Annotated in this window: 29 protein-coding genes; 1 reads left to right on the top strand and 28 read right to left on the bottom strand. The window is 30.6% G+C overall.

The features are described 5' to 3' along the window. Positions 1-6: 6 nt before the first annotated feature. The 15 genes from BS62_RS10980 to BS62_RS10910 all read right to left on the bottom strand — a co-directional run bounded on the left by BS62_RS10980 (position 7) and on the right by BS62_RS10910 (position 10,363). Positions 7-660: a (Fe-S)-binding protein gene (locus BS62_RS10980; RefSeq protein WP_496491323.1), complete on the bottom strand. Its 654-nt coding sequence runs from the start codon at positions 658-660 to the stop codon at positions 7-9. Between the two features lie 92 nt (positions 661-752). Beyond that, positions 753-1,253 carry a GNAT family N-acetyltransferase gene (locus tag BS62_RS10975; RefSeq protein ID WP_496491322.1) on the bottom strand — a complete coding sequence of 167 codons (501 nt, stop codon included), beginning with the start codon at positions 1,251-1,253 and terminating at the stop codon, positions 753-755. A gap of 74 nt (positions 1,254-1,327) precedes the next feature. Beyond that, positions 1,328-2,494, bottom strand: coding sequence for an outer membrane protein assembly factor BamB family protein (locus BS62_RS10970; RefSeq protein ID WP_496491321.1), 1,167 nt, complete (start codon positions 2,492-2,494; stop codon positions 1,328-1,330). 66 nt (positions 2,495-2,560) lie between these two features. Beyond that, on the bottom strand, positions 2,561-2,944 hold the full coding sequence (locus BS62_RS10965) for a hypothetical protein (RefSeq protein WP_496491320.1): 384 nt from the start codon (positions 2,942-2,944) through the stop codon (positions 2,561-2,563). Positions 2,945-3,090: 146 nt separating this feature from the next. Beyond that, the gene (locus tag BS62_RS10960) at positions 3,091-3,954 is read right to left on the bottom strand and encodes a cysteine ABC transporter substrate-binding protein (protein ID WP_496491319.1); all 864 of its coding nucleotides are present in this window, start codon (positions 3,952-3,954) and stop codon (positions 3,091-3,093) included. Positions 3,955-3,979: 25 nt separating this feature from the next. After that, on the bottom strand, positions 3,980-4,738 hold the full coding sequence (locus BS62_RS10955; protein WP_496491318.1) for an amino acid ABC transporter ATP-binding protein: 759 nt from the start codon (positions 4,736-4,738) through the stop codon (positions 3,980-3,982). 2 nt (positions 4,739-4,740) lie between these two features. Next, entirely contained in the window at positions 4,741-5,418 is a 678-nt protein-coding gene (locus tag BS62_RS10950; RefSeq protein WP_496491317.1) for an amino acid ABC transporter permease, read from the bottom strand. After that, positions 5,399-6,064 (bottom strand): amino acid ABC transporter permease, encoded by a 666-nt coding sequence (locus BS62_RS10945; protein ID WP_496491316.1) that lies wholly within the window; start codon positions 6,062-6,064, stop codon positions 5,399-5,401. The genes BS62_RS10950 and BS62_RS10945 overlap by 20 nt, the downstream gene beginning before the upstream one ends. A gap of 198 nt (positions 6,065-6,262) precedes the next feature. Further along, positions 6,263-7,135: an AraC family transcriptional regulator gene (locus tag BS62_RS10940; RefSeq protein WP_496491315.1), complete on the bottom strand. Its 873-nt coding sequence runs from the start codon at positions 7,133-7,135 to the stop codon at positions 6,263-6,265. Between the two features lie 93 nt (positions 7,136-7,228). After that, on the bottom strand, positions 7,229-7,840 hold the full coding sequence (locus BS62_RS10935; protein ID WP_496491314.1) for a YgaN family protein: 612 nt from the start codon (positions 7,838-7,840) through the stop codon (positions 7,229-7,231). Continuing rightward, positions 7,837-8,346, bottom strand: coding sequence for a GNAT family N-acetyltransferase (locus BS62_RS10930; RefSeq protein WP_496491313.1), 510 nt, complete (start codon positions 8,344-8,346; stop codon positions 7,837-7,839). Before BS62_RS10930 ends, BS62_RS10935 begins: the two co-directional genes overlap by 4 nt. 32 nt (positions 8,347-8,378) lie before the next feature. After that, complete coding sequence (locus BS62_RS10925; protein ID WP_496491312.1) at positions 8,379-8,831, bottom strand: GNAT family N-acetyltransferase; 453 nt, start codon at positions 8,829-8,831, stop codon at positions 8,379-8,381. A 10-nt stretch (positions 8,832-8,841) separates the two neighbouring features. Then, positions 8,842-9,012, bottom strand: coding sequence for a hypothetical protein (locus tag BS62_RS10920; protein ID WP_496491311.1), 171 nt, complete (start codon positions 9,010-9,012; stop codon positions 8,842-8,844). Between the two features lie 170 nt (positions 9,013-9,182). Further along, positions 9,183-9,929 (bottom strand): hypothetical protein, encoded by a 747-nt coding sequence (locus BS62_RS10915; protein WP_496491310.1) that lies wholly within the window; start codon positions 9,927-9,929, stop codon positions 9,183-9,185. A 68-nt stretch (positions 9,930-9,997) separates the two neighbouring features. Beyond that, positions 9,998-10,363 carry a DUF6483 family protein gene (locus BS62_RS10910; protein WP_496491309.1) on the bottom strand — a complete coding sequence of 122 codons (366 nt, stop codon included), beginning with the start codon at positions 10,361-10,363 and terminating at the stop codon, positions 9,998-10,000. Positions 10,364-10,512: 149 nt separating this feature from the next. Here BS62_RS10910 and BS62_RS10905 point away from each other — a divergent pair, with 149 nt between their 5' ends. Further along, positions 10,513-10,986 carry a hypothetical protein gene (locus BS62_RS10905; protein WP_496491308.1) on the top strand — a complete coding sequence of 158 codons (474 nt, stop codon included), beginning with the start codon at positions 10,513-10,515 and terminating at the stop codon, positions 10,984-10,986. A 29-nt stretch (positions 10,987-11,015) separates the two neighbouring features. On the opposite strand, the gene BS62_RS10900 is transcribed toward BS62_RS10905, so the two are convergent. From BS62_RS10900 to BS62_RS10840, 13 genes are all read right to left on the bottom strand, one after another. Then, positions 11,016-11,699 (bottom strand): hydrolase, encoded by a 684-nt coding sequence (locus BS62_RS10900; RefSeq protein ID WP_496491307.1) that lies wholly within the window; start codon positions 11,697-11,699, stop codon positions 11,016-11,018. A gap of 279 nt (positions 11,700-11,978) precedes the next feature. Then, a complete protein-coding gene (locus BS62_RS10895; protein WP_496491306.1) occupies positions 11,979-13,409 on the bottom strand; it encodes a potassium/proton antiporter in 1,431 nt (476 codons plus the stop codon). A 43-nt stretch (positions 13,410-13,452) separates the two neighbouring features. Then, on the bottom strand, positions 13,453-14,058 hold the full coding sequence (locus BS62_RS10890) for a TetR/AcrR family transcriptional regulator (protein ID WP_496491305.1): 606 nt from the start codon (positions 14,056-14,058) through the stop codon (positions 13,453-13,455). 157 nt (positions 14,059-14,215) lie between these two features. After that, positions 14,216-15,394, bottom strand: a complete 1,179-nt coding sequence (locus BS62_RS10885; RefSeq protein ID WP_496491304.1) for an acetyl-CoA C-acetyltransferase — start codon at positions 15,392-15,394, stop codon at positions 14,216-14,218. A gap of 105 nt (positions 15,395-15,499) precedes the next feature. Next, entirely contained in the window at positions 15,500-16,342 is an 843-nt protein-coding gene (locus BS62_RS10880) for a 3-hydroxybutyryl-CoA dehydrogenase (protein WP_496491303.1), read from the bottom strand. Positions 16,343-16,353: 11 nt separating this feature from the next. Further along, positions 16,354-17,118: an enoyl-CoA hydratase-related protein gene (locus BS62_RS10875; protein WP_496491302.1), complete on the bottom strand. Its 765-nt coding sequence runs from the start codon at positions 17,116-17,118 to the stop codon at positions 16,354-16,356. After that, positions 17,115-17,921: a lysine 5,6-aminomutase subunit beta gene (kamE, locus tag BS62_RS10870; RefSeq protein WP_496491301.1), complete on the bottom strand. Its 807-nt coding sequence runs from the start codon at positions 17,919-17,921 to the stop codon at positions 17,115-17,117. Before kamE ends, BS62_RS10875 begins: the two co-directional genes overlap by 4 nt. After that, positions 17,921-19,477, bottom strand: coding sequence for a lysine 5,6-aminomutase subunit alpha (kamD, locus tag BS62_RS10865; RefSeq protein WP_496491300.1), 1,557 nt, complete (start codon positions 19,475-19,477; stop codon positions 17,921-17,923). Before kamD ends, kamE begins: the two co-directional genes overlap by 1 nt. Further along, a complete protein-coding gene (kamC, locus tag BS62_RS10860) occupies positions 19,467-20,957 on the bottom strand; it encodes a lysine 5,6-aminomutase reactivase ATPase KamC (protein ID WP_496491299.1) in 1,491 nt (496 codons plus the stop codon). Before kamC ends, kamD begins: the two co-directional genes overlap by 11 nt. Beyond that, the gene (kamB, locus tag BS62_RS10855) at positions 20,950-21,975 is read right to left on the bottom strand and encodes a lysine 5,6-aminomutase reactivase subunit KamB (RefSeq protein WP_496491298.1); all 1,026 of its coding nucleotides are present in this window, start codon (positions 21,973-21,975) and stop codon (positions 20,950-20,952) included. The genes kamC and kamB overlap by 8 nt, the downstream gene beginning before the upstream one ends. Next, the gene (gene kamA / locus BS62_RS10850; protein ID WP_496491297.1) at positions 21,950-23,227 is read right to left on the bottom strand and encodes a lysine 2,3-aminomutase; all 1,278 of its coding nucleotides are present in this window, start codon (positions 23,225-23,227) and stop codon (positions 21,950-21,952) included. The genes kamB and kamA overlap by 26 nt, the downstream gene beginning before the upstream one ends. 22 nt (positions 23,228-23,249) lie before the next feature. After that, positions 23,250-24,278, bottom strand: coding sequence for an L-erythro-3,5-diaminohexanoate dehydrogenase (gene kdd / locus BS62_RS10845; protein ID WP_496491296.1), 1,029 nt, complete (start codon positions 24,276-24,278; stop codon positions 23,250-23,252). Between the two features lie 18 nt (positions 24,279-24,296). After that, positions 24,297-24,968, bottom strand: coding sequence for a 3-oxoacid CoA-transferase subunit B (locus BS62_RS10840; protein ID WP_496491295.1), 672 nt, complete (start codon positions 24,966-24,968; stop codon positions 24,297-24,299). Between the last annotated feature and the right edge of the window lies 1 nt (position 24,969).

Below are 24,969 nucleotides of genomic sequence, written 5' to 3'. Positions count from 1 at the left end.
TCCTTACTAATGCTCATCTATGAACTTTTGTAATTCATCATGCCATTTATCAGGTTCAAATGTACCTATTTCCGTTTCCTCTTTAAATAAAAGATCTACAATATAGCGTGGCTTTTTACCCCCTATATGCATTGCCTTAATACAGGAAACACAGTACACAACCACATTCTCACAAGGCATTTCATCTGATCTTTTTTTCATCTGCTCCTTTATAAGTTCTACGGGCAATGTAGGATAAAAACTATCACCGCAGCATATTGCTTTAGTACGAGTATTTTTTGGTTCAATAATTTCTATGTTCATTCTTTCAAGAAGTTTTCTTATTGCATCATGTACTCTTTTCTCAGTTTTTGTAGGACATGCATCATGTATTGTCATCTTCATACCATTATAGTTAGGAAACAAAAACGAATCGCTATTAGCTAATATCTCCCAAAGTGATATTGTGTTTATTCCATCATATAGTTCTCTATATCTTCTATCACAACCTGCACATGTGTTAATTACCTGTGTACCACTCTCCAGATTAGGTTCATGTCTACAGCAGATTAAATGTTCAGGAATACTTCCTAAATCATTATTTAAAAACTCTTGTACTTTTTTAGCAAGACTTGGTTTATAAATCATAAAGGCACAACCAGGTGCATAAACTTGTTTCATTTCAATCCCTCCAGTAATTTTAATTATAAAGATATTTTACATGAATCGAAACTATAAATCTTCCTATATTTCACCTAGTAATTCTATATGCCCTACACCCCTACTATTTTGCTTCTTCTTTCCATAAGTACTGTATCTTGCCATATTCCGTTACTATCACGACCAATTTTTTCTCTAATGCCCACAATTCTAAAACCACATTTTTTATGTAATGCTATGCTCGCTTCATTAATAGCAAATATTCCTGATTGTAATGTCCATATTCCTTTTTTTTCACTTTCTTCAATAACTTCATTAAGAAGTTTGTATCCCAAATTGTTTTTTCTGAAGGATTCACTAATATATACACTTACTTCAGCAACACCTTTATATACACATCTACTACTTGTAGGACTTAATGCTACCCAGCCTACAACTTTATCTTGATTATCAACTGCAACAAATCTTCCAATTTTAAGATGTCCTTTATCCCATTCTTCGTATTTAGGTGCTTCTGTCTGAAATGTAGCTACTTTTGTGTTTATTCCTTGGATATATATATCAACAACACTGTTCCAATCTTCTTTTTCCATTGTACGTATGTTAAACTCCATTTAATAACCTCCTTCCAATATATAACAAAAGGCTATCCATTTGGTTAGCCTTTTATTTAGGTTTTGCTAATGTATTATTTTATCTCTAACCCATATATTTTCATATTTCTCGTTGCTACTACCATATAGTCATTGAAAATAGCAGGAGAACTTTCTATGTTTCCATTAAGTGTAATCGTATTTAATGTTTCTGAAGTTTTTGGATCTATTAAATGTATTTGACCGGCTGAATCACATTGTATTAAATATGCCTTTCCATCTTTTTTATAAAAATCTACTGGTGAAGACCACATATAATTATCAAATTCTTTTTTCCAGATTTCCTCTCCTGTGTTTTTATCAAGGGCAACCATAACACCTTTATTAAATTCCTTGTATCTAGCAAGTGAAAATATAACCATATTGTCTATTTCATTTTTACCAATTACATTTGTAGATAAAAGGCCGCCATTTACAGGATGTGCTCCTAACTGTGATAAGCATTCATATTCCTTTTCCCATATAACGTTTCCACTTATACCATCTATCTTCTTAAGCTTTGCTACACCCCTAGTCCCTTGGAAATCTACTTCATTTCCTGCATAGATATATGGCTTATTATCCTTTACCTCAACTGTTAAACTAGCATCAATATCGTCACGTCCATCTATACTCCATACAGGCTTTAGTGTATTTAAATCTACACAATGTATATATCCACTGTTATCAGCAAAATAAACTAAATTTGCATATACAGCAACTGAATTTTCTATTCCTAGCTTTCCTTTTCTACTACTGTCATTTATTTTATATCTGTATTTAGTAATTTTAGGATCTATACTAATTTTATTATTTTCTTTGTCATAATTAGAATTTAATTTTACTAGATACAATAGACCATTTTCCCCACCTACAATTAATGTATCTGTATCTTTACTTACAATAGTCGATGAGTCAAATGCACCCCATCTTCTATATGCATCAGTATCTGAACCATTTATTGAATATAGTTTTTGGCAATCTATTAAACTATATATATTGTATTCCATTGACTTCTTTTCAGCTATTCCTTCTCCTACATATAAAAGAGGTAATCCCCTTGGATCAATGCTTAAACTACCTTTTATAGGATTTCCTATTCTAATCTTTTCTCTACTAGGTAATCCACTTTTTAAATCTAAGAAGTATATGTTACCATCTAAAGAAGAATATATTACTTCTGTGAAATCATCGTCATTTTTAAATTCTTCTTTTATATTCATCTTTTCTCTTATTTCTTTTGGCCATTTAACTATTGAAGGTTGTCCTGTCCAACCTGCTCCTCCACCTCATGAACTTGAAGATGTTGTATACTCCCATATTGTACTTAATTTCTTGTCTTTTATATTGCTATAACCGTAAGACGCTGAATCTCTATAATTGTTTCCCCTAAAACCCAATACTCCTTCAAGTTCATTGTATTTATCTTTGAATAATATGTTTTTAAAATCCACGTTTTCCCCATTTAAAACATCGGATTTTATTAGGTCAGAATTTAAGTAGTTTATAACCTCTACTTTATTTATAACTGGTTCTTCTACTTTTGGTTTCTCACTTTGTACACCATCAACCTTATTTACAGGTTCTTGAGTTTGTACATTGCTACTACACCCCACCATTAAAGCGCACAACAAAGTAATAGATATTAATCTATTTATTTTTCTACTTTTCATCTTTATCCCCCTGAAATCAAAAAAGTTCTATATATATTTACTTTAAATATTCGCTTTTTATATACAATTTCCTTTTATTTTATGGTAATTCGTCTTATTTGCAAAAAAATAGACAGTAGAATATTTATCTACTGTCTATTTAGCCATTATTTTAATTTTCCACCTTCGACTATAAGATCTTCAGGACTAACATCATCACCATATACTGGCTTTAATGTTTCTTCATAAGCCTTACGTACAAAATTTTCTTTACCTATTGTTTCAAGTTCAGCATTTATCCAATCTAAAAGTTCTTTATTTCCTTTTTTAACAGCTGGAGCAATTGTATCTTGGCTACCTAATGTTGGTAATCCAACAGTGAATCCTGGATTTGATTTAGCCCATGCAAGAACTTCCGTATTATCGTGTGCTAAAGCAACGCCACGACCATCTTTTAGTGCTTCAAAAGTTTCTGTATTTTGATCATACTTTAATAGTTCAATATCAGGATAATTTTTTGTGAAATAATCTTGTGCAGTAGTACCTTTATTAACCAAAAGTTTTTTTCCTTTTAGTTGATTAACAGAAGTTATTTGAGCACCGTCTGGTGATACTATACCAAGAGAAACCTTCATATAAGGGTTTGCATAATCAACCTTTTCTTTTCTTTCATCAGTAACAGTAAAGTTAGCCATTATTATATCAACCTTGTTTGATTCTAAAAACGGTACTCTATTTGCTGCTTCAACTAATACAAATTCAACCTTTGATTCATCCCCTAAAAGGTCCTTTGCAAACCTTTTCGCAATCATTACGTCAAAACCTTGGTTATCACCATTAGCATCTACATAACCAAATGGTGGTTTATCACTAAATACTCCAATTCTTATTGTTCCTCTTTTCTTAATTTCTTCTAAAGAACTTGTAGGTACTGATGATGTTTCTGTAGCTTCTTTACTACATCCAACAGCCCCTCCTATTACTGTTATACTAACAAGTAATAACGATAAAAGCTTTTTGATATTCTTCATTTCATTCATCTCCCTTTTTTAATATTTAATATTGAAATACATTTAAAAATTGCTTAGCACGTTCTGTTTTAGGATTTTCAAAAAACTCCTGTGGTTCAGCTATTTCGCATATATTACCTGCGTCTAAAAATACTATTCTGTCGGCAACAGCCTTTGCAAATCCCATCTCATGAGTTACTATTACCATTGTCATTCCTTGCTTTGCAAGACCTAACATAACTTCCAAAACCTCTCTAACCATTTCTGGGTCAAGTGAAGCTGTAACTTCGTCAAACAACATAATCTCTGGGTTCATACAAAGAGCCCTGACAATAGCTATTCTCTGTTTTTGACCTCCTGACAGTTGTCTTGGATATGCATCTATCCTATCCAAAAGGCCAACCCTATTTAGTAATTCCTTAGCTTGTTGTAATACTTCACTTTTATCTCTTTTTTGAACCTGTATAGGTCCTAAAAGTATGTTTTCTATAACAGTCATATGCGGGAAAAGGTCATAATTTTGAAATACCATACCTATTTGTTGACGAATTTCCCTCCAATCAACATTTTTTCCTATTAAACTTTTACCTGATAACTTTATATCTCCACCTTGAATAGATTCAAGTCCATTGAGACATCTAAGCAACGTACTTTTTCCACATCCTGATGAACCTAGTACAACAACTACTTCCCCCTTGTTTATTTGGAGGTCTATATTGTTTAGCACTTTTTTCCCATCGTATTCCTTATGTAGACTCTTTATCTCTAATAAAGTTTTGCTTTTTTCCTTATTAATAATAATCACCCCTAATTACTCCATTTTGCTTCTAGTCTTTTTGACAATATTGATAATGGATAACAAATTATGAAATATAAAATAAATATTAAACCATAAACCCAAAATGATGCTGATTGCACCTGAAAACGAGATAACTCTATAATTTGTTGACCTACTTTTAAAACCTCAACTGCACCTATTAACACAACCAGTGATGTTGTTTTAACCATTCTTGTAGCTAAGTTAATAGCACCTGGAAGCATTCTCCTTACTGCTTGAGGTATAAGTACATATCTATAAAGTTTCCAAAAACCAAGACCTAAGGCTTTCCCTGATTCTATTTGATGCTTAGGTAAGGATTCCAATGCACCCCTTACAATATCACCCATTTCAGCTATACCCCAAAGGCTAAACACAACAATAGATATAAATTCAGCCTCTAGATGAATATTTAAGGCACTTGTAATTCCAAAATACACAATATACAACCAAACAAGAATTGGTATTATCCTAAAGGTTTCAAGATATAATCTGCAGATAATTTTTATTGCCTTTTTTTTGGACGTCATCAAAAGTCCAAATCCTATACCAAGAATAGAACCAATAATAATTGAAACAAAGGCAATTCTAGCTGTTACTAATAATCCTTCAAGTAAACGCATTATATTCTGCTCAGTAAAAACAATACTAATTACCGAATTCTGCATATCGTACCTTCCTTTCCAGCCATGTTAGGAAAAATGACAACGGCAAAAGTATAATAAGGTATGCAACAACTAGCATTAGTAATGACTCAAAGGTCTGATAATACATTCCTATTAAATCCTTAGTGACATTCATTAAATCTAATATTGCAATTGCTCCAACTATAGACGTTTCCTTTAATAAAAATATACAATTTGCTCCTATAGATGGAATACTAAAAGAAAACGCTTGCGGAAGAATTACATGTCTTATTAGTTGCATTTTTGAAAGTCCTAAACTTAATCCTGATTCTATTTGAGACTTACTTACTGCTTCTATTCCACCCCTGAAGGCTTCTGCCATATAACTTCCTCCTAAAAATGATAATCCTATAATTGCACAAGTATTTTCACTTAGGGTTATACCAACTTTTGTAAAGCCAAAGTATAAAAAATATAACTGTATTAATAGCGGTGTATTTCTCGAAAGCTCAATATAAGCCCCTACAATATTTTTTAGTACCTTGACCCTAAAATATAATACAGCGCTGCAAATAATACCGATTACCAAGGATGCAAGTATACCCCAAAAGGCAAGTTTTAATGTCAGCAATGCTGCATCTTTATATAGTGGTATGTTATCCACTATAAATTTCCAATTTATTTCCATAGAATCTCCCCTTTTACTAGTAATTTCTAAATGAATTCAATCTCTTTAATTCCTATAGGATTACTATGTATTAATGATATTATATTAATACTCCCTATATTTGTCAACAAAATATTTATATTTTTCAATTTTTTCGTGTAACAAAAAAGAGTGGATTTAGATAAAATCCACTCTTTTTTGTATATAAGTTTCTTACTATTACTTCTTTGAAACTGGTATCCATATTTCACTTCTATAAGTTGGCGAACTTGTATCTTTATGCTCGTTCCATAGCATTTCCGGTCCTTCTGCTATTTCATAGTTTGATGATGGGAACCATTCAGAATAAATTCTTCCCCATACGTTTTGAAGAGTTTCAGGGAATGGTCCAACAGCTTCAAATACAGCCCATGTTGAAGGAGCAACTTCAAGTTTTGTAAAGTTATCTGGACACTCATTATTTGTTGCCACACCTATATAGTGGTCAAGCTCTCCTTTTTCTTCCATTCTTCCTTCAGAAAAATTAGCTGATGCGCTAAGTAGCCCCATAGGTTCTACATTAGAAAGGCTTTTAAGTTCATTTATTATATCCATATTTAAACTTTGCCACATTGATGCAATTTCTGGATTAACTCCATTAAAAACTATAGGAACTCTTTTGTGAATACCTACTATTCTAAATGCCTCTTTTTCTTCAATTCTATAATTCATTTCATTTCCTCCTTTAATTGTTAATTGAAAGGTCATTGGTGGATAAGCTTTTAGTAGCTGACCATTGTTTCTTGCTTCTGTTGGCGTTACACCATGAATACTTTGAAACGCTCTTGTAAAAGAGTCTGGTGAGTTGTATCCATATTTAATTGCAAGATCAATTACTTTTATATCGCTATTATTAAGTTCAAATGCAGATGCGCTAAGGCGTCTTCTTCGGATATACTCAGACAGTGCAACACCTGAAAGTAGCGAAAACATTCTTTTAAAATGATATTCAGAACAAAGTGCTATCTTTGCTACTTCTTTATAGTCGATGTCATTAGTCAAATTTTCTTCAATATATTTTAATGCTTTATTCATTTGTTTAAGCGAATCCATTTTTATGACCTCCCTCTTGTATATAGAATAACAGAAGTTTTATTTATACCTCCGACATTTGGTGCACAGTTATGTAGGATTAATTCAAATGAACTAATCCTCAACTAATTTAATCTTTATAAGTCTTACCTGATCATTTTCTTGTATATCTTTTTCTATAGAATTAAAATTATCCAAATCTATACTTGTGTCTCTACCATCATCATAAGCCTTAGAAAAGCCTAATATAGCTATATCTTGATTCGAATTTATATCAATCCCATTTAGTGAACTTCCAACCCCTTGAAGAAAATGAGCATCACTTTTCTTTTTAACAACCATAGTGTTTGGCACATCAGATAAAGTTCCAACAGATATCCCTAGGGTATTACTAGGACCGTCTTCAATATTGAATACTAAATATAAACTAGAATCGACGTTATTGTTTTCATTTATATAAAATTTTGATATATCATCTTTGGAAATTAACTTTCCATCTTTGTATTCTTCAATCCAACACAACAACTCATAGTTTTTGTTCTTTGAAATACCATCTATTTTATATACATAATTATGATATATTCCTGTTGAGTTAAAGAAAAACTCTTCTTTTTTTGTAAGCTGTTCCCTTTTTATTGTTAATTTATTAGACGAATTATTGCAACCTACTAAATATACTGCAATTAAACTAATTAATATAAGAAAAACTATTTTGTATTTTTTCATATTGTTAATCTACTTTGCAAATACTCGCTTTTTAGCATTGAGTATATTATTTGATCTAAATAGCCTCGTTTAGCTTTATAGTTCTGTCTTAATACTCCATCTTTGTGCATTCCAAGACTCTCATAAAGATTAATTCCTATTACATTATCAGGATATACGTCTAACCAAAAGCGATTAATATTTATTTCTTCAAATGCAAATTTTAATAATGCTTTCATAACCTCTTTACCATACCCCATTCCTTTTTCAGATATAACAATTCTTCTAAGTTCAAAAACTTCAGATTTAAAATCTAATTTAATTAATGCAAATCCAATAATTGAATTGTCTTCTTTTTTCTTAAATACAAAAAGTAAGTAACTTTCATCTTCAATTTCAGCTTTATGTTCATCAAATGTAGAGCTCCAAACGAAATCTCTATTTTCCTTGTGATTTTCCATTTCAATAATAGTTTCAATATCTTCTTCTATTGCATCAACTATATATAGTCTACTTGTTTCTATCATATACATATCCCCCTTTCTTTAATTCAAATATATTACATTCTTTTTTCAAACTTTGTTAAATAAACACCTTTACTAACTTCTATATCATTTATCTTTTTATATCCATTTTTTAGATATAAGTTAATAGCAGGTAGATTCTTTTTTCCCGTGCATACAACCACCTTATTTATATTACTATGAAGTCCTTCTACAAAATTAAGAAGTTCTCCTGCAATACCCATTCTAAAATATTGTGGATATACTGCAACTCTATGTATATCCACAATATTTTCAATAATTTTATATGAAATTATTCCTGCTATATTATTTTCTATATATAAACCATAAAATATTTCATCACATTCTTTTAAACTGTCTATTGTATCTTTTAATGGTGGTATTTCATAAAAGTTTATAATGTCAGCTTCAACCTTATATGAAGCTATTTGTAATTTTAATAGTTCTTTTACTATATCTTTATTATTTAAATTAAGTTTTTTAATCATAATATCTCCATTAATTATATTTAGCCCAATAATAAATCACATAAATCCAGCTCATTAACCCATGAATTATTGCCCAAGGTATAGAATTCCAAGCAGTATAAGATATAATCATTGCCAAACATGAACCAAACGAAATCCCTGCTTTTACTGAACTATCCACAGCATTTTTATTATGTGTCAATTTAATCCCCCCCATTTTTGTTGTATTTAATAGGTATATACAGTTAATTAATATACTTAATTTTAACATATTTTACCTATTTTCACTTTGTTCAATATTAATATATGAAAAAATAATATATATGTTATAAACGATAAAAAAATCCCTCTTTTTAGAGGGATTTTCAATGTTTATTTTCCAAAATACTGATCTATTTCAGCTTTTGTAAGAGCTTGTTCAATTTCTTTTATATCCTTAATTACCTTATTTTTAGAATGAACTAATATAGCTTTATCCGAGTTCTCTCTTGTATATATGTTGATTTGGTCTACTGTACTCTTTTTAAATACATCTATTTTAGAATTTTCTAAGTTGAATTTTTTATTGAATTCATCTATATTTTTGCCTACAAATTCATCTTTGTATTTTTTTGCATCAAAATCATCAGCTTTTATATTTTTATAATCAAAGTAATAGTTTACTCTATAGTCTGTATCTCTATAGTCATTATTAGGTACTTGTGCAAATGAACCAACATTTGTTTCTGTTATTGTGTTTTTATCTGTGTAAACATATAATGCACTTTTTTTCTCAGCTACCCTTGGATAAACATACTCTGTTACTGCAGCTTTATCTTCTACTATATTTCCATTTATATCACTGTTTATATTTACTATATTAATATCATCTGCATTTACAAAATATGTAACTCTACTTGGTTTATCTAATTCATTAAATAAATCATTTATATCTCTACCGACTAATTCTTCAGCATTTTTTTCGTCAGCATAATACTCTACATCTCTAGTTAATTCAGGGGAAGTTTCTTCCTCAGTTGCTGCTTTGCCGTTTTGATCATTATCTGTAGTGTTATTGTTATTAGTACATCCTACTAAACTTAATGTGATTAAACCCACTAAGGCTAATTTTTTTATCATTTTTATACCTCCAATATATTCTATTTCAAATATATTATTAGATTAAAAACATAAATTTATTCTCTTAACTATTTCCAAATTGAAACTCCAAATTTTTTTGAAATATCTTCAAGTCCACTTTTTATTTCATCTCTTGAGAAATCAGCTTTTTCTAGTTGTTCGTCACTTAGTTCATTTAATCTATTATAAAAATCAACTGCTATTTTTAAATAATTTAAGTCATCTGTTTTTATATTCTTAAACAATAAATCCTCAGCTTCATTTATCTTTAATAAATTTAACAATTCAATTAACTCTTTATGTAATAAATCAGTATCTGTACTTATTTCACTATTGGTAATTTCGTAAGTTATAGTATCTTTTTTGAAAACAATTCTTGCAATAACTTTGACCATATCTCCAATTTGTCTCATCATCCAATCTTGTTGATACATATATAAACTATCTCCCTTCATTATTTAATTCAATTAAATTATACAACAAAGTCTTATTAAAAACTTATTATAGTTTTTCAGTTAAAATAATTTTTCAAAATTTGGATATAATAATGCTATGAAATATTATTATAATAAAGGTGATTAATATGATAAAAAAATACAGATATTTTTTAATTGCAATACTGTTAGTACTTGCAACGCCAATAACTACACATAAACTTAATACATCATTGAATACATTTAGCGTAGAAAAAAATGAATATGTAGGCTTTATTGAGGAGTTTTTAAGTGATATAAGCGAAGTTCAAACTGAAAATCCAATTAATAAGGGTAGTTTTAAGTCACAAGGAGAAGTATACACTTACAATTCATTAAGAGAAAGAGAAAAGATACTAAATGAATATACCTATACTGATAACGCAGTGCCTTCTGAGTACATCGACCTCCATCATAAAGTGGTTGAGTTTATAACTATATATAGAGAAGGTATTAATACAGCAAAAGAAGGCGTTATGCTTATGAGAACAGATATTATAGAGCAGGGAATTTCTACAATATTACATGCTAATGAATTGTTTGTTAAACTTCAAGAATATTTTATTTTAATGCATTCTAAATAGAAAAAAGGCTGTTTTTTAACAGCCTTTTTTTAGTCATTACTTTCATTCTTATATATAACTCTATATCTCTCCATTGTATCACTAAACATATCAGCTATAGATGGTGGCGTATATGTTATAGCATTAGCCCCAGCTTCAATTGTTTCAAGGATAGTGGCATCAGTTGGTCCCCCAGTTGCCATAATAGGAAATTCTGGATATTTTTCTCTAATTTTTCTAACTATATGTGCAGTATTTTTCGCACCTGAAACATTCAGTATTGTTGTCCCAGCCTTAATTCTAGCCTCTATATCCTCATACTCTGAAACAACAGTAACAATAATAGGTATATCTATTGTATCCCTCATATTTCTTACAATTTCATTTGTTGTAGGGCTATTAACAACGACTCCCATTGCACCTTTAAACTCAGCATCTAATGCTAGGTTTACAACTCTCTTTCCCATTGTAGTACCACCGCCAACACCACAAAAAACTGGAACATCTGCTGTGGATACTAAAGCTTCAGTTATAAGAGGTTGAGGCGTAAAAGGATATACAGCAATTATTGCATCTGCGTTATTGTTTTTTATAATAGCTACATCAGTTGTAAAAATAAATGACTTTAATCTCTTGCCAAATATTTTTATGCCAGTAGCTTGTCTTATTACCGATGGCATCTCAATTATATGGCTTCTAAGCATTCCTTTAATCTCCGGTACATGTCTACTCATCTATCGTCCTCCTTATATTGAATGTAATTAGCTCCATACACTTAATACTTAATTATACAACAATATATAATGATTAAGAAACATACTTTTTTAATTTAAAATATATTCCTATTAAAATATCTAATATAAATATAATTTTATCACATTACCTACATGACTGAATAGTAAAAATTTTTGCATAAAAATACAAAACCACTAAAATATAAAAAATTCCAAAAATAATTACCTCAAGATAATTATATAATTATTTTGAGGTAATTATTTTTTAAGTTTATTAATTTACGTATATGACTCAACAAACTTAATAATACACTGTTCACTTCCACTTAAAACTAATATGTCGTTATGTTTTATCTCAGTAAATCCTTTAGGAACTATTACCTCATCACCACGTTTAATCATAACAATTAGAATCTCTTCTGGTATATTTGTATCAATTATTTTCTTATTTATCCATTTATTATTTTCATTTATATTAAGTTCTATTAATTTTGTACCTTCTTCCTCAGTATAGTCGTTGAAAGTTTTAAGAACCGGCATGTCATCATTAATTAAACCAAGTTTTTCAGCTACTTTTGGTATAAGAGATCCTTGAACTGTAACTGAAAACAATGCAATAAAGAAAATTATATGGAATATATCATTGTTAGTAGATACATTAGAACCGACTGCAAATATTGCAAATGCTATTGATGCAGCCCCTCTAAGACCTACCCATGATATAAAAAGTTGTTCTTTTATAGGAACCTTAAACCAACTTAATATACTAAAGGTTGCAATTGGTCTTGCTACGAAAATCATGAATAAAGATATAATAGTCCCACTAATCACTATTGATGGTAACTTTGAAGGGAATACAAGTAATCCTAATAAGAAGAATAATCCCATTTGAACAAGCCACGATACGCCATCAAAGAAATGAAAAAGACTTTTTTTATGAGGTATCTTACTGTTACCTAATACTATACCTAATATATAAACACTTAAATAACCATTTCCACCTATATAGTTAGTAATAGCAAAAGTTAATAGTGCTGCTGCAGTAGTAAATATAGGGTAAAACCCTTCTATTTCAAAAGGCATACTTCTTAAAAATTTCACCATTACTTTTGATGATATAAATCCAACTAATAAACCAAAGCCTATTTGTAATATTAACATCATCAAAATAGATTCTTCTTTATTTCCAGACATTAAAGTAATTACAATTATTGTTAGCATATATGCTATAGGGTCATTGCTTCCACTTTCAATTTCTAGTAATGATGCAATTTCAGCTTTTATATTAAGTTTTTGTGAACGCAAAATAGAGAAGACAGATGCAGCATCTGTAGAAGCAACTATACATCCAATAAGAAATCCTTCTAGCATAGTTGATTTAAGAACAAAAGAACAAAATAATCCTGTAAGAACAGCAGTTATAACAACACCCATAGTAGACATGAAAACAGACCTAGCAGCCACTGGTTTAGCTACTTCCCAATTAGTACCATATCCACCATAAAACATAATGAAAGCTAAACCAATTGAAGCTACTTGTTCTGTTAATTTAAAATTATCAAAATATATTCCACCTATTCCATCAGATCCCATTAACATACCAAAAACAATGAAAACTAAAAGAATAGGCACTCCAAATTTATATAAAGCTTTATTTGAAGTTATACATATTAAAACCACCAGAGTACTCAACAGTATTAAATAGTCCATAAATTACCTCCCTTTTGTAATAAATTTTGTTGACTTAATTATATTATGATTTTTTTAAAAGTCCATTTAATATTAAAGAAATAGTGTAATTAGTTTCAGATTCAATGGCAGAGTAATCAATTTCAGTAATTAAATGATAATCAATATGTTTAACTATTCGATTTGTGATTGCATTAGCCACTGTTATAATACTTCTTGCTACCTTTTTTTCGTCACAAGGCATTATTTCACCAGTATCTGTATAAATTTTAAGAATATCAGATAAGTACTCCACCTCCATATTAATAATATTTTCAATTACTTCATTAACTAAAGGTCGAAAACTCTTCATATTTTCAAGGACTAATTGATGAAGATTGCCAGTGTATTTTGTAAGTTTTAGCCTCTCGTTTAAATAAGCAGAGATTTTATTCTTACAGTTATCTTTTTCAGAAACCTTATTTAAAACAGTAATAAAAAACTGCTCTAATTCAAATAATATAACATCAGAAAAAATTGAATCTTTATTTTTATAATAATAATATAAAGAAGCTTTATTTAATCCTACAAGCTTTCCAATATCTTCAAGTGTAGTTTTATCATATCCATAATGTGCAAAACATTGGCTTGCAGCTTTTAGTATTTCTTTTTTTTTATCTTGAGCTACCATTTTCCACCTCTATTATCAACTTTTAATATTTTCAACCTTTCAAACATTATACCATTTTGTTTGAAAAATTGTCAATAAATTTGGATAATTATAAAAAGCCTGTATCTTAATTAACTAAGTAATTAAGATACAGGCTTTATTTATAAAACATGTGTTTTTACATTTCAACTATTAGTGAAGTTCCCATTCCCCCACCTATACAAAGTGTTGCAAGGCCGTATTTACTATTTCTTCTTTTCATTTCATGTAAAAGAGTTACAAGTATTCTAGCACCTGAAGCACCTATTGGATGACCTATTGCTATTGCTCCTCCATTTACATTAACTTTACTCATGTCAAGATTTAATTCCTTTGAAACAGCTAGTGCTTGAGCTGCAAAAGCCTCATTTGCTTCAATTAAATCAATATCTTCTATTTTTAAATTTGCCTTACTTAATGCTTTTTTCACTGCATCAACAGGTCCTATTCCCATTATAGAAGGATCTACCCCTGCTGAAGCATAGCTTACTATTTTAGCTAAAGGCTTAAGTCCTAAGCTTTCACATTTTTCTTTGCTCATAATAACAAATGCTGCAGCTCCATCATTTATACCAGATGCATTTCCTGCTGTAACAGTTCCATCCTTTTTAAATGCTGGTCTTAATTTTTGTAAACCTTCTATAGTAGCACCGTGTTTTATAAATTCATCTTTATTAAATACAATAGGATCTTTTTTTCTTTGTGGTATAACTACTGGAACTATTTCTTCATCAAACTTTCCTTCTATTTGAGCTTTCTCTGCTTTATTTTGAGAAGATGCTGCAAATGCATCTTGCTCATCTCTACTTATATTATATTGAGTTGCTAAATTTTCTGCTGTAACTCCCATGTGATAATCATTAAATGCATCCCATAATCCATCTTTTATCATTACATCCTTCATTTCACCATTGCCCATTCTATATCCCCATCTTGCACTATCAAGTACATATGGAGCTTTTGACATATTTTCAGTTCCACCTACAACTACTACATCATTATCACCAGATAAAATAGTTTGAGCACCTAATGATACAGTTCTAAGGCCTGATCCGCAAACCTTATTTAATGTCATTGTAGGAACAGTTACTGGTAGCCCTGCATCTAATGAGCATTGTCTGCTAATATTTTGACCAAGTCCTGCCTGAAGAACAGATCCAAATATAACTTCATCTACAACATTTCCTTCAACACCTGCTCTATTTAATGCTTCCTTAATAACTATACTTCCAAGTGTTCTAGCCTCAACATCCTTAAGACTTCCACCAAAACTTCCAACTGCTGTTCTAACTGCTGATACTATTACTACTTCTTTCATTTTTATTCCCCCTCAAAATATGTTAATAATAAAACAATCTCTTTTCAGCACGAAAGCCACTCTACTAATCTAAGATTAATATCATGGCTCTCTTATATAAATTATTTAATTGTAATCATAGAAACCTTTATTAGTTTTTCTTCCAAGTAAGTTACCTCTTACCATTTTTCTAAGAAGTGGATGAGGTCTATACTTGTCATCTCCAAATTCACTATGAAGTATTTCCATTATGTATAAAACTACATCGTTTCCTATTAAATCAGAAAGCGCAAGTGGCCCCATAGGGTGTCCTGCCCCTAGCTTCATAGCTGTATCTATTTCTTCTTTACTTGCAACACCATCTCCAAGTATTCCTATTGCTTCGTTTATCATAGGAATAAGTATTCTATTTACAATAAATCCTGGAGCTTCAACTACCTTTACTGGAGTTTTACCTATATTTTCACATACTTTATATATAGTCTCCGTAGTCTCACTTGATGTTGATATTCCATTAATAATTTCAACTAATTTCATAACAGTAGCTGGGTTAAAAAAATGCATTCCTATTACTTTGTCAGGTCTAGAAGTTGCTAATGCTATTTCTGTTATACTAAGTGAAGATGTATTAGTTGCAAGTATCGCCTCTTTTTTAACTACTTCATCTAATTCCTTAAATATTACTTTTTTTAATTCCATATTTTCAACAGCAGCTTCAATTACTATATCCATATCTTTTAAATCATTTACATCTACTGTTGTAGTTAAATTTTTTAATATAAATCCTTTTTCTTCTTCAGTCAATTTTCCTTTTTTAATTTTGCTATTTAAGTTTTTCTCTATTAATTCTAATCCTCTTTTTATATACTTTTCGTCCATATCTCTTAGAACTACTTCATATCCATTTTCTATAAGTACAGAAGCTATTCCGCTTCCCATTGTTCCGCTTCCAATAACCCCGATTTTCATAATGTCACCCCTTATTTATTTTTGAAGTCAGCTTTTCTTTTTTCTATAAATGCACTCATACCTTCTTTTTGATCTTCTGTAGCAAAACAGTTACCAAAGGCTAAAGCTTCATATTCAAAGTTTAAATTTTTAGAATATGAGAAGTTTATAGCTTGTTTTGATTGCTTTAATGCAATATAACCATTTTTAGCTATTAAATTACCCATCTTTATAGCTTCTTCAAGTGGATTATCGCTTATTTTATTTAATAAACCTATTCTTAAACCTTCAGTTGCATCTATCATAGAACCTGTAAATATTAATTCTTTAGCTTTTCCTATTCCTACTACATTAAATAATCTTTGTGTTCCACCAAATCCTGGTGTTACTCCAAGACCTACTTCTGGCTGACCAAATTTAGACTTGTTACTTCCTATTCTAATGTCACAAGATAGGGCAAGTTCCATGCCCCCACCTAAGCAGAATCCATTTATAGCACCTATTACTACTTTGTCTAGGTTTTCTATTTTTTCAAATACATCATTTCCAAATCTAGAAAACTCCATAGCATCAAATGCATTCATATCCTTCATTTCTTTTATATCTGCTCCTGCTACAAATGCTTTTTCACCTTCACCAGTTATAACAAGAACATATACACTTTTATCATCTTTTAGTTCATCTAAGATTACATTTAGTTCTTTTAATGTTTCATAATTTAATGCATTTAGATTTTTAGGTCTATTTATTTTTAGAACTCCTATATTGCCTAACTTTTCATAGCTTAAGTTAATCATATAGTCGCCCCCTGTTTCATAAGATCTCTATTTACTATTTCAGTTACAGCAAAGGTCGCAACATCATCTGCATATTTTCCTGGACCAAATCCAGCATCATATCCAAGTTCTTTGGCTAACTCATGGCTAATTCTAGGTCCACCACATACTAATATAACTTTATCTCTTAAACCTTCTGCTTCAAGCAATTCAACTAAATTAGTTAAGTTTTGTATATGAACATTTTTTTGAGTAACAGTTTGAGATACCAAAAGTACATTGGCATTAAGCTCTATAGCTTTCTTTATAAATTCTTCATTTGGAACCTGACTTCCTAGGTTATAAGCTTCTAACATCTCATATCTTTCTAGTCCATAGTGCCCTGCATAACCTTTCATGTTCATAATCGCATCTATTCCAACAGTATGTGCATCAGTCCCTGTACTTGCACCTACTACTACAACTTTTTCACCTATATTTTCTTTTATATATTCATTTACCTCTTCCATATCCATAGTGTCTACATCTACACTTTCAACATGGATTTGAGTATAATCTACACTGTGAGTTAAATTTCCATAAACAACATAGAATGTAAATTCTTTATCAAGACTACCGTGATGTGCAACATTTGGTTCATTAAGTCCCATTTTTTTTGCAAGTATCTTAGCAGCTTCAATACCTTTTTCATTATCTTCAACTGGTAAAGTAAAGCTTACTTGAACTTTCCCATCATTCATAGTGTCTCCATAAGGAGTTATTTTTGTTAAATCCAAAGTTTTATCGAATTCTTTTGAATCCATTGAATAAAGACCGCTGCTCATTATTTTTCCCCCTTTAACATTAAATCTATAAATGGATTGAAGTATGCTTTTTCCTTTTCAACTACTCCGTCAAGGCCCTTACCTCCATTAATAGGTCTTTTAACCCCTGCGAACTTACCTTGTTCTAATGTAGAGAATAATCCTTCTCTTTCTATTTCAGTTAATAATTCATAAGATTTATTTAGTACCTCATTAGCTCTATTTTGAATTATTCCGCCTTCTTTGAAAGTTATTTCTTCACCTAAAGAGCTCATGTTGTTGAATATATATTGTGCATTGTCTATTGATAATGCTCTATCTGACATAAATGGAGTGTGAATAGCTTCTGTTAACATTCCTAATAAATGAAGTTTTTGGCCAGTCATTATAGTTACCATATTAAACATTGCATTTTGAACGTGACCCTTAAACACATCTCCTGTCATGAACTTAGTTGGAGGCATATACTTAAGAGGAGCTTTTGGGAATATTTCTCTAGCCATTTGTGCTTGAGAAAGTTCAAGTAAAAATCCATCTTTAATATCTGGATGTATTTCAAATGCATGACCAAGACCCATTTGTTCTTCAGGAAGACCTGCAGTAAGTGCGAACTGCTCATTTATAAATTGAGAAGCAAGTACTGTATGTGCTTCTTCTACTGCATCTGCTGTAGTTAAGTAATTATCTTCTCCAGTGTTTATTATTACACCTGCAAATCCATTTATTATTCTTGAGAAGTATTGGTCTACCATAGTTCTCTTCATATTTATATCTCTAAATAATATTCCATATAATGCATCATTTAACATTACATCTAATCTTTCTATTGCTCCCATTGCAGCTATCTCTGGCATACAAAGACCAGAACAGTAGTTACAAAGTCTTATATATCTTCCTAGTTCACTACCTACTTCATCAAGGGCAGCTCTCATAAGTTTGAAGTTTTCTTGAGTTGCAAATGTTCCCCCGAAGCCTTCTGTAGTTGCTCCATATGGTACATAGTCAAGTAAACTTTGTCCAGTAGTTCTTATAACTGCTATTATATCTGCTCCTTGTTTTGCAGCAGCCTTAGCTTGAATTATATCTTCGTATATGTTACCTGTTGCAACTATTACATATAAATATGGTCCAGTTTTATCTCCATATTCATCTAAATATGCTTCTCTTTTTTCTCTATTTGCTTTTATTGTGTTTACAGTTTCTTTGGCAACTTTGTTAACTGCCATTTGTATTTCAAATAAATCGCCTGTAGGAATTTTAGTAAGGTCTAATTCTCCACTTGCAACTTTTTCAGCTACTTCTTGAGGAGTAAGGTTTAGATTTATCATTGCATTTCCAATGAAAAAAGATGCTCCAAGAGATAATCCATTGCCCTTTGCAATATTGTCTACAATAACGTTTGGAAGTGGTACCCCAAATTCATCTACTCCATCTATTCCAAGTAATCTACATATAGTTCTTTCAACTGCAACAGTAGTATGTTGATCTATAAACTCTTGTGTTCCATAAGCAATATTTTTTGCAGATTCTCTTGCCTTTTCAACTACTCCCCAATTTAAGTTCAATTTATTTTGCATATTCTTCCCCCGCTTCATAAAAGTTTTTGGCTATGTCTACAACAGATTTTTCAAGGCCTAATAATATGGATATATTAAGTGCATCCTTTGGAACTCTATTATTAGATGAAACTCTTTCTAATTTGTAGTCCATATGCTCTTGTATTATTTCTATAGAACTTCCTTTATTCAAATCAATTTTGTATCTTAAAGAATCAAAATTTACATTTTTAAGTCCTACAACCTGGTAGTGAACTATATCATCCTCTACTATTCCATCATAGTGAGTAGAAATTAAGCTAATCGTATAAAAATCATTTAAATATTTAGTAAGTGATTTTACTAAGAAGTAACCTTCCTTTGGATTAGTTCCCCTTGCAAATTCATCTAATGCAACAAAACCATTTTCTCTTTTTACACATTCTATAACTTCTTTTAGCTTAACAATTTCAGCTCCAAATGTACTAAGCCCCTTACTTATACACTGCATATCATCAGATATAAAGTATATAAAGTCTAAAATTGAAAATTTTAAGTTCTTGGCAAATACAAAGAATCCACTTTGAGCAAGAAGTAAGTTTAAAACTATAGTTTTTAATGTAACGCTTTTTCCTCCCATATTGGCTCCAGTAATTACACTAACTCCACTTTGAAGAGATATACTAACTGGAGTAAATTCCTTTCCCTTTTTATCTAATACACTTTGTATATAGGGGTTGGTGGAATCTTCAATATAAAGACTATTTTCATTACATATACTAGGTTTTGTTCCTTTAAATTTAATTGCAAGTTTTCCTTTTCCTATTAGAAAATCTAGTTCTCCAAGAGATTTTATATTGTTTTCTAATAAGTCTATATAACTTCTTATTTTTTCACTTAAATACTTCTTTATATTAAGTTCTTCTTTTTCTTCTTCTAAAACTATATCTAGCCTTTTTTCTTTTAATATTTTTAATTTTTCTTCATCCGCTTCTTTAAATATTTTTTCTTCTATTAGTCTTTTTTCATTTCTTATCTCTTTTAAAACTTCACTGTAAGAATCATATATATAAAATGTATGGATTCTTTGGCTTTCAGGATCTAGTAGTGAAATGATATCACCTAAATCATTGAATTTTATATTATCTATATCCAAATTTACATTTTTGTATTTTTGTATTAACTCTTCCATTACAAGCGAAAAGTTTTTTATTTCATAAAGCTCTACTTCATCTAATACAACAAATTCTCTACATCTTTTTAGTGAATTTCTTATATCTTTGAACTTACAAAACAATCTTTCTATATCTATGTAAACTTCTTTATTATCTTTTATACTTTCTACTATTTTTTCAACATTGTTTAGTTCATTTGTTAGTTCAACTTTTTCATTTTTCTTAAAGACTCTTATTTTCTTCTTTTTATCTACACCATAAGGCGTAGTTACATCTAATTCTTCTAGTATAAAATTAAATCCAATTGCAGATCTTTGTTCATTATCTAAAAACTTAATATTATTCACCCCCTAGAATATCAAATACTGGAAGGTCTATTTCACTTTTTAGCAATCCCAAGAACTTATCCTTATCGAATTCGTATCCGAAAGGGGATTTTGGATTTGCTGTTATGCAAATTATATTTATAGGAGACAAGGTTTTTATCCTTCCTCCAGTTTTTTCAAATTTATATAAAACTTCTTTACTTAAAAATAATTTTGTTCCGTCTTGAACTAAGAATGTAACACCTTTATATTTAGTGCTGTTTTTCATTATATTATCTAATAGCTTATCTCCTAGTATTCCATTAATAACAACATACTCTGAATTTTCATCTAAGACTTCTATTATTTTCTTTGATGAATCTAGAGCTGTTTTTAAGCCTAAATTTTTTATATTTTTATCTTTATCTATTATTGATACCTTAGAATAACTTGAAATTTCTTTAGCAAGTTCTATAATTTCATTATTTTCACAAACTGGTGTAGACAACAACTTAACACTATGTGCTGTTTCTTCTACAACCTTATATATATTTTTGTTTAGAGATGCTCCAGTACAAAGTATAGTTCCTTTTGTAACACTTGGAGATGCTAAACTTTTTCTCGAAATAGCTCCATCAGCTATTACAATATCACAGCCTAATCTTTGTAGATCGCTGCATATTTGTTCTAAGTAGTAATTAAATGAAGGACCTGCAAGTTGAATATATCCATCACTTAATGCTTTAAAAATTATAATTTCTCCCATAGGAGTGTTGATTCCCGTTGTAGATATTATTTCTTTAGTTACATCACTATCTAAAAAACAACTTTTTGCAGTTGCTATATATGTATTTTTTCTTATATATATCCTTGGTTTATGAGTACTTGTTACTACGTCTTCTTCTTCACCATCTCTACCTATAGAGGTGAGACCGAGGATAGTATTATCCTCAATCTCATTTATAATGTAGTTAAGTGTAGTAGTTTTTCCTACATTCTTATCCATTCCTATAATAGATATGCTTTTATATTTTTTAAGCGTGTGCAGTAGCTTCTTCATGATGCTTGTGCTCTCTTTGCTTTCTTTCAAGTCCTTCTGGCTCTAAAGTCATTTGTTGACCATTTAAAAGTCCTGCAACTCCAACCTTTTTAACTTCCTTTTCTCCTCTGCATACTTCACATTGGCATCCTGGAGTGTAATTAGTTGGCTCATCATAAGTTGTAATAACACCTTCAAAGTTTCTAAGTATTACCTTATTATGACTTTGAGATATTACGTAGTTTGGCATAACTGGAGTTTTTCCTCCACCACCAGGAGCATCAACAACAAATGTTGGTATACAATACCCTGATGTATGACCTCTTAATCCTTCTATTATTTCTATTCCTTTAGATACTGTAGTTCTAAAGTGCTCAAGTCCCATAGAAAGGTCACATTGATATATATAATATGGTCTAACTCTTATTTTTACTAAGTCGTTAACAAGATCTTTCATAACGTGAACACAATCATTTACTCCTCTTAAAAGTACTGATTGGTTTCCAAGAGGTATCCCTGCATTTGCAAGTAATTCGCAAGCTTTCTTTGATTCTTCTGTTATTTCATTTGAATGGTTGAAATGAGTATTTAACCAAATTGGATGATACTTTTTAAGCATATTTACAAGGTCTTCAGTTATTCTTTGAGGCATAACTACTGGAACTCTTGATCCAATTCTTACTATTTCAACGTGTGGTATTTCTCTTAATCTCTTGATTATGTATTCTAATTTTTCATCAGACATTAAAAGGGCATCTCCACCTGATAATAATACGTCTCTTATTACTGGAGTTTTTGCAATGTAATCTATTGCATTATCTATTTGAGTCATAGGAAGTGCACTATCATTTTGTCCAGCAAATCTTCTTCTTGTACAGTGTCTACAGTACATTGAACATTGATCTGTTACTAGAAGTAAAGCTCTGTCTGGGTATCTATGTGTAAGTCCTGGAACTGGTGAATCTCCATCTTCATGAAGTGGATCTAATTGATCTGCATCAGCTTTGTGTAGCTCTAAGCTCATTGGTATAGCTTGCTTTCTTACAGGATCATTAGCATCATCTTTATCTATTATTGATAAGTAGTATGGAGTTATAGACATTCTTAAAGTTTCTAAACACTTTCTAGCCCCTTCTTCTTCTTCCTCTGTTAAAGGTATGTACTTTGTAAGTTCATCTACAGTTTCAATTCTGTTTTTAACTTGCCATTTCCAGTCATTCCATTGTTCATCAGTTACATTTGGAAAAAGTTCAGCTCTTCTATTTACTTTCATTATTCCATCCCCCTTTTGAATTTTATAAATATAAATCTTTGAATATATTTCTTAAAGTTTCTGATTCTCTTAAATCTTCTAAAGTTACATCAGAATGCCCCTTTGTATATCCATTTCCAATTATCATATTTACGTCTTTTCCTACACCCTCAGCACCTAATGCTGATTTTGTAAAGCTTGTTGCCATAGAGAAGAAGTAAACTGTTCCATCATCTTTTACTGGAAGTATAGTTGACATTTCAGTATTTGGAACATTTACAACGTTTATAGCTAAATCTATTTCTTCTCCGTTGTTTACTTCAAGAACCTTATTTAAAACTTCAACTGGCTTTCTAGCATCTACTACTATTACATTGTGGCAGAAACCTGTTTTATCTAAGAATTCTTTTTCTTTTTCATCTTTAACAAGACCTATTACATTTTTAGCTTTTTTCTTTGCCTCATAACAACAAAGCATTCCTGATTTTCCAGCAGCTCCAAGTACTAAAACTGAATCGCCTTCTTTTACAAGCTTTCTAGCTTGTGCTGGTGCTCCTGCTACATCAAGTGCTGCAAGTGCTAAATTTTCTTCCATATCATTTGGTAAAACTGCATATATTCCACTTTCAAATAATATTGCTTTACCTTTTATCTCAACTCTGTCTATATCAGGCTTTATATCTATTATTTCATCTATTTTAAGAGGAGTTAATGAAAGTGATACTAGCGTTGCTATTTTATCGCCTTCATTTAAATCAGTTTTTCCTCTTAGAGCTTCCCCTATTTTTTCTATAGTCCCTATTAACATTCCACCAGAACCTGTAACAGGGTTTTGCATTTTACCTTTTTCTTCAACTATTTCTAGTATTCTATTCTTTATTTTTTCTACATCGTGGTGACATTCTTCTTCTATTTGAGTAAAACTTGCAGAGTCAATGTTTAGCGCTTGAACATCTATAAGTATCTCATTGTCAAATATAGTCATATCATTACATATTTTAGTTGCTGGTTGTGGTAGTACACCCTTTGGTTCTATTACTCTGTGAGTTCCGTATTTGCATCCTGTTTGCATATATTAATCCCCCCTTTATTAAGCTTCTACTTCTCCTAGCTCTACATCCATAACCTTTAAATCATCTGCTATTATTAAATCAGCATCTGTTAAACTCTTTATTTCTTCTACAGTTACACTTGGATTTATTTCCTTTAATAAAAGTCCATCACTTGTAACTTCCATTACTCCAAGCTCTGTAACTATTAAGTCAACTGCACCTTTAGCAGTTAGAGGTAGAGTACAGTTTTTTAATATCTTTGAGTTTCCCTTTGCTGTGTGTTGCATAGCTACTATTACTTTTTTAGCTCCAGTAACTAAATCCATTGCTCCACCCATACCTGGTACTAGCTTCCCTGGTATTATCCAGTTAGCTAAGTTTCCATGTTGGTCAACTTCTAAAGCTCCAAGAACTGTCATATCAACATGGCCCCCTCTAATAAGACCAAATGACATTGAAGTGTCAAAGAATGCTCCATGAGGAAGTATAGTTACGTATTGTCCACCAGCATTAGTTATATTTACATTTTCTTCTCCACGCTCTGGAGCTACTCCCATTCCAACCATTCCATTTTCTGATTGGAAAGTTACGTTTATTCCTTCAGGTATGTAATTTGTAACTAAAGTTGGAAGGCCTATTCCTAGATTTACTAATTGACCATCTCTAAGCTCTTTTGCAACTCTACTTGCTATTATTTTTTTAGCGTCCAAA

This window comes from Sporacetigenium mesophilum DSM 16796, assembly GCF_059569055.1.
Note: the sequence above shows the minus strand (reverse complement) of the source record. Positions and strands in the feature narration are given on the sequence as shown.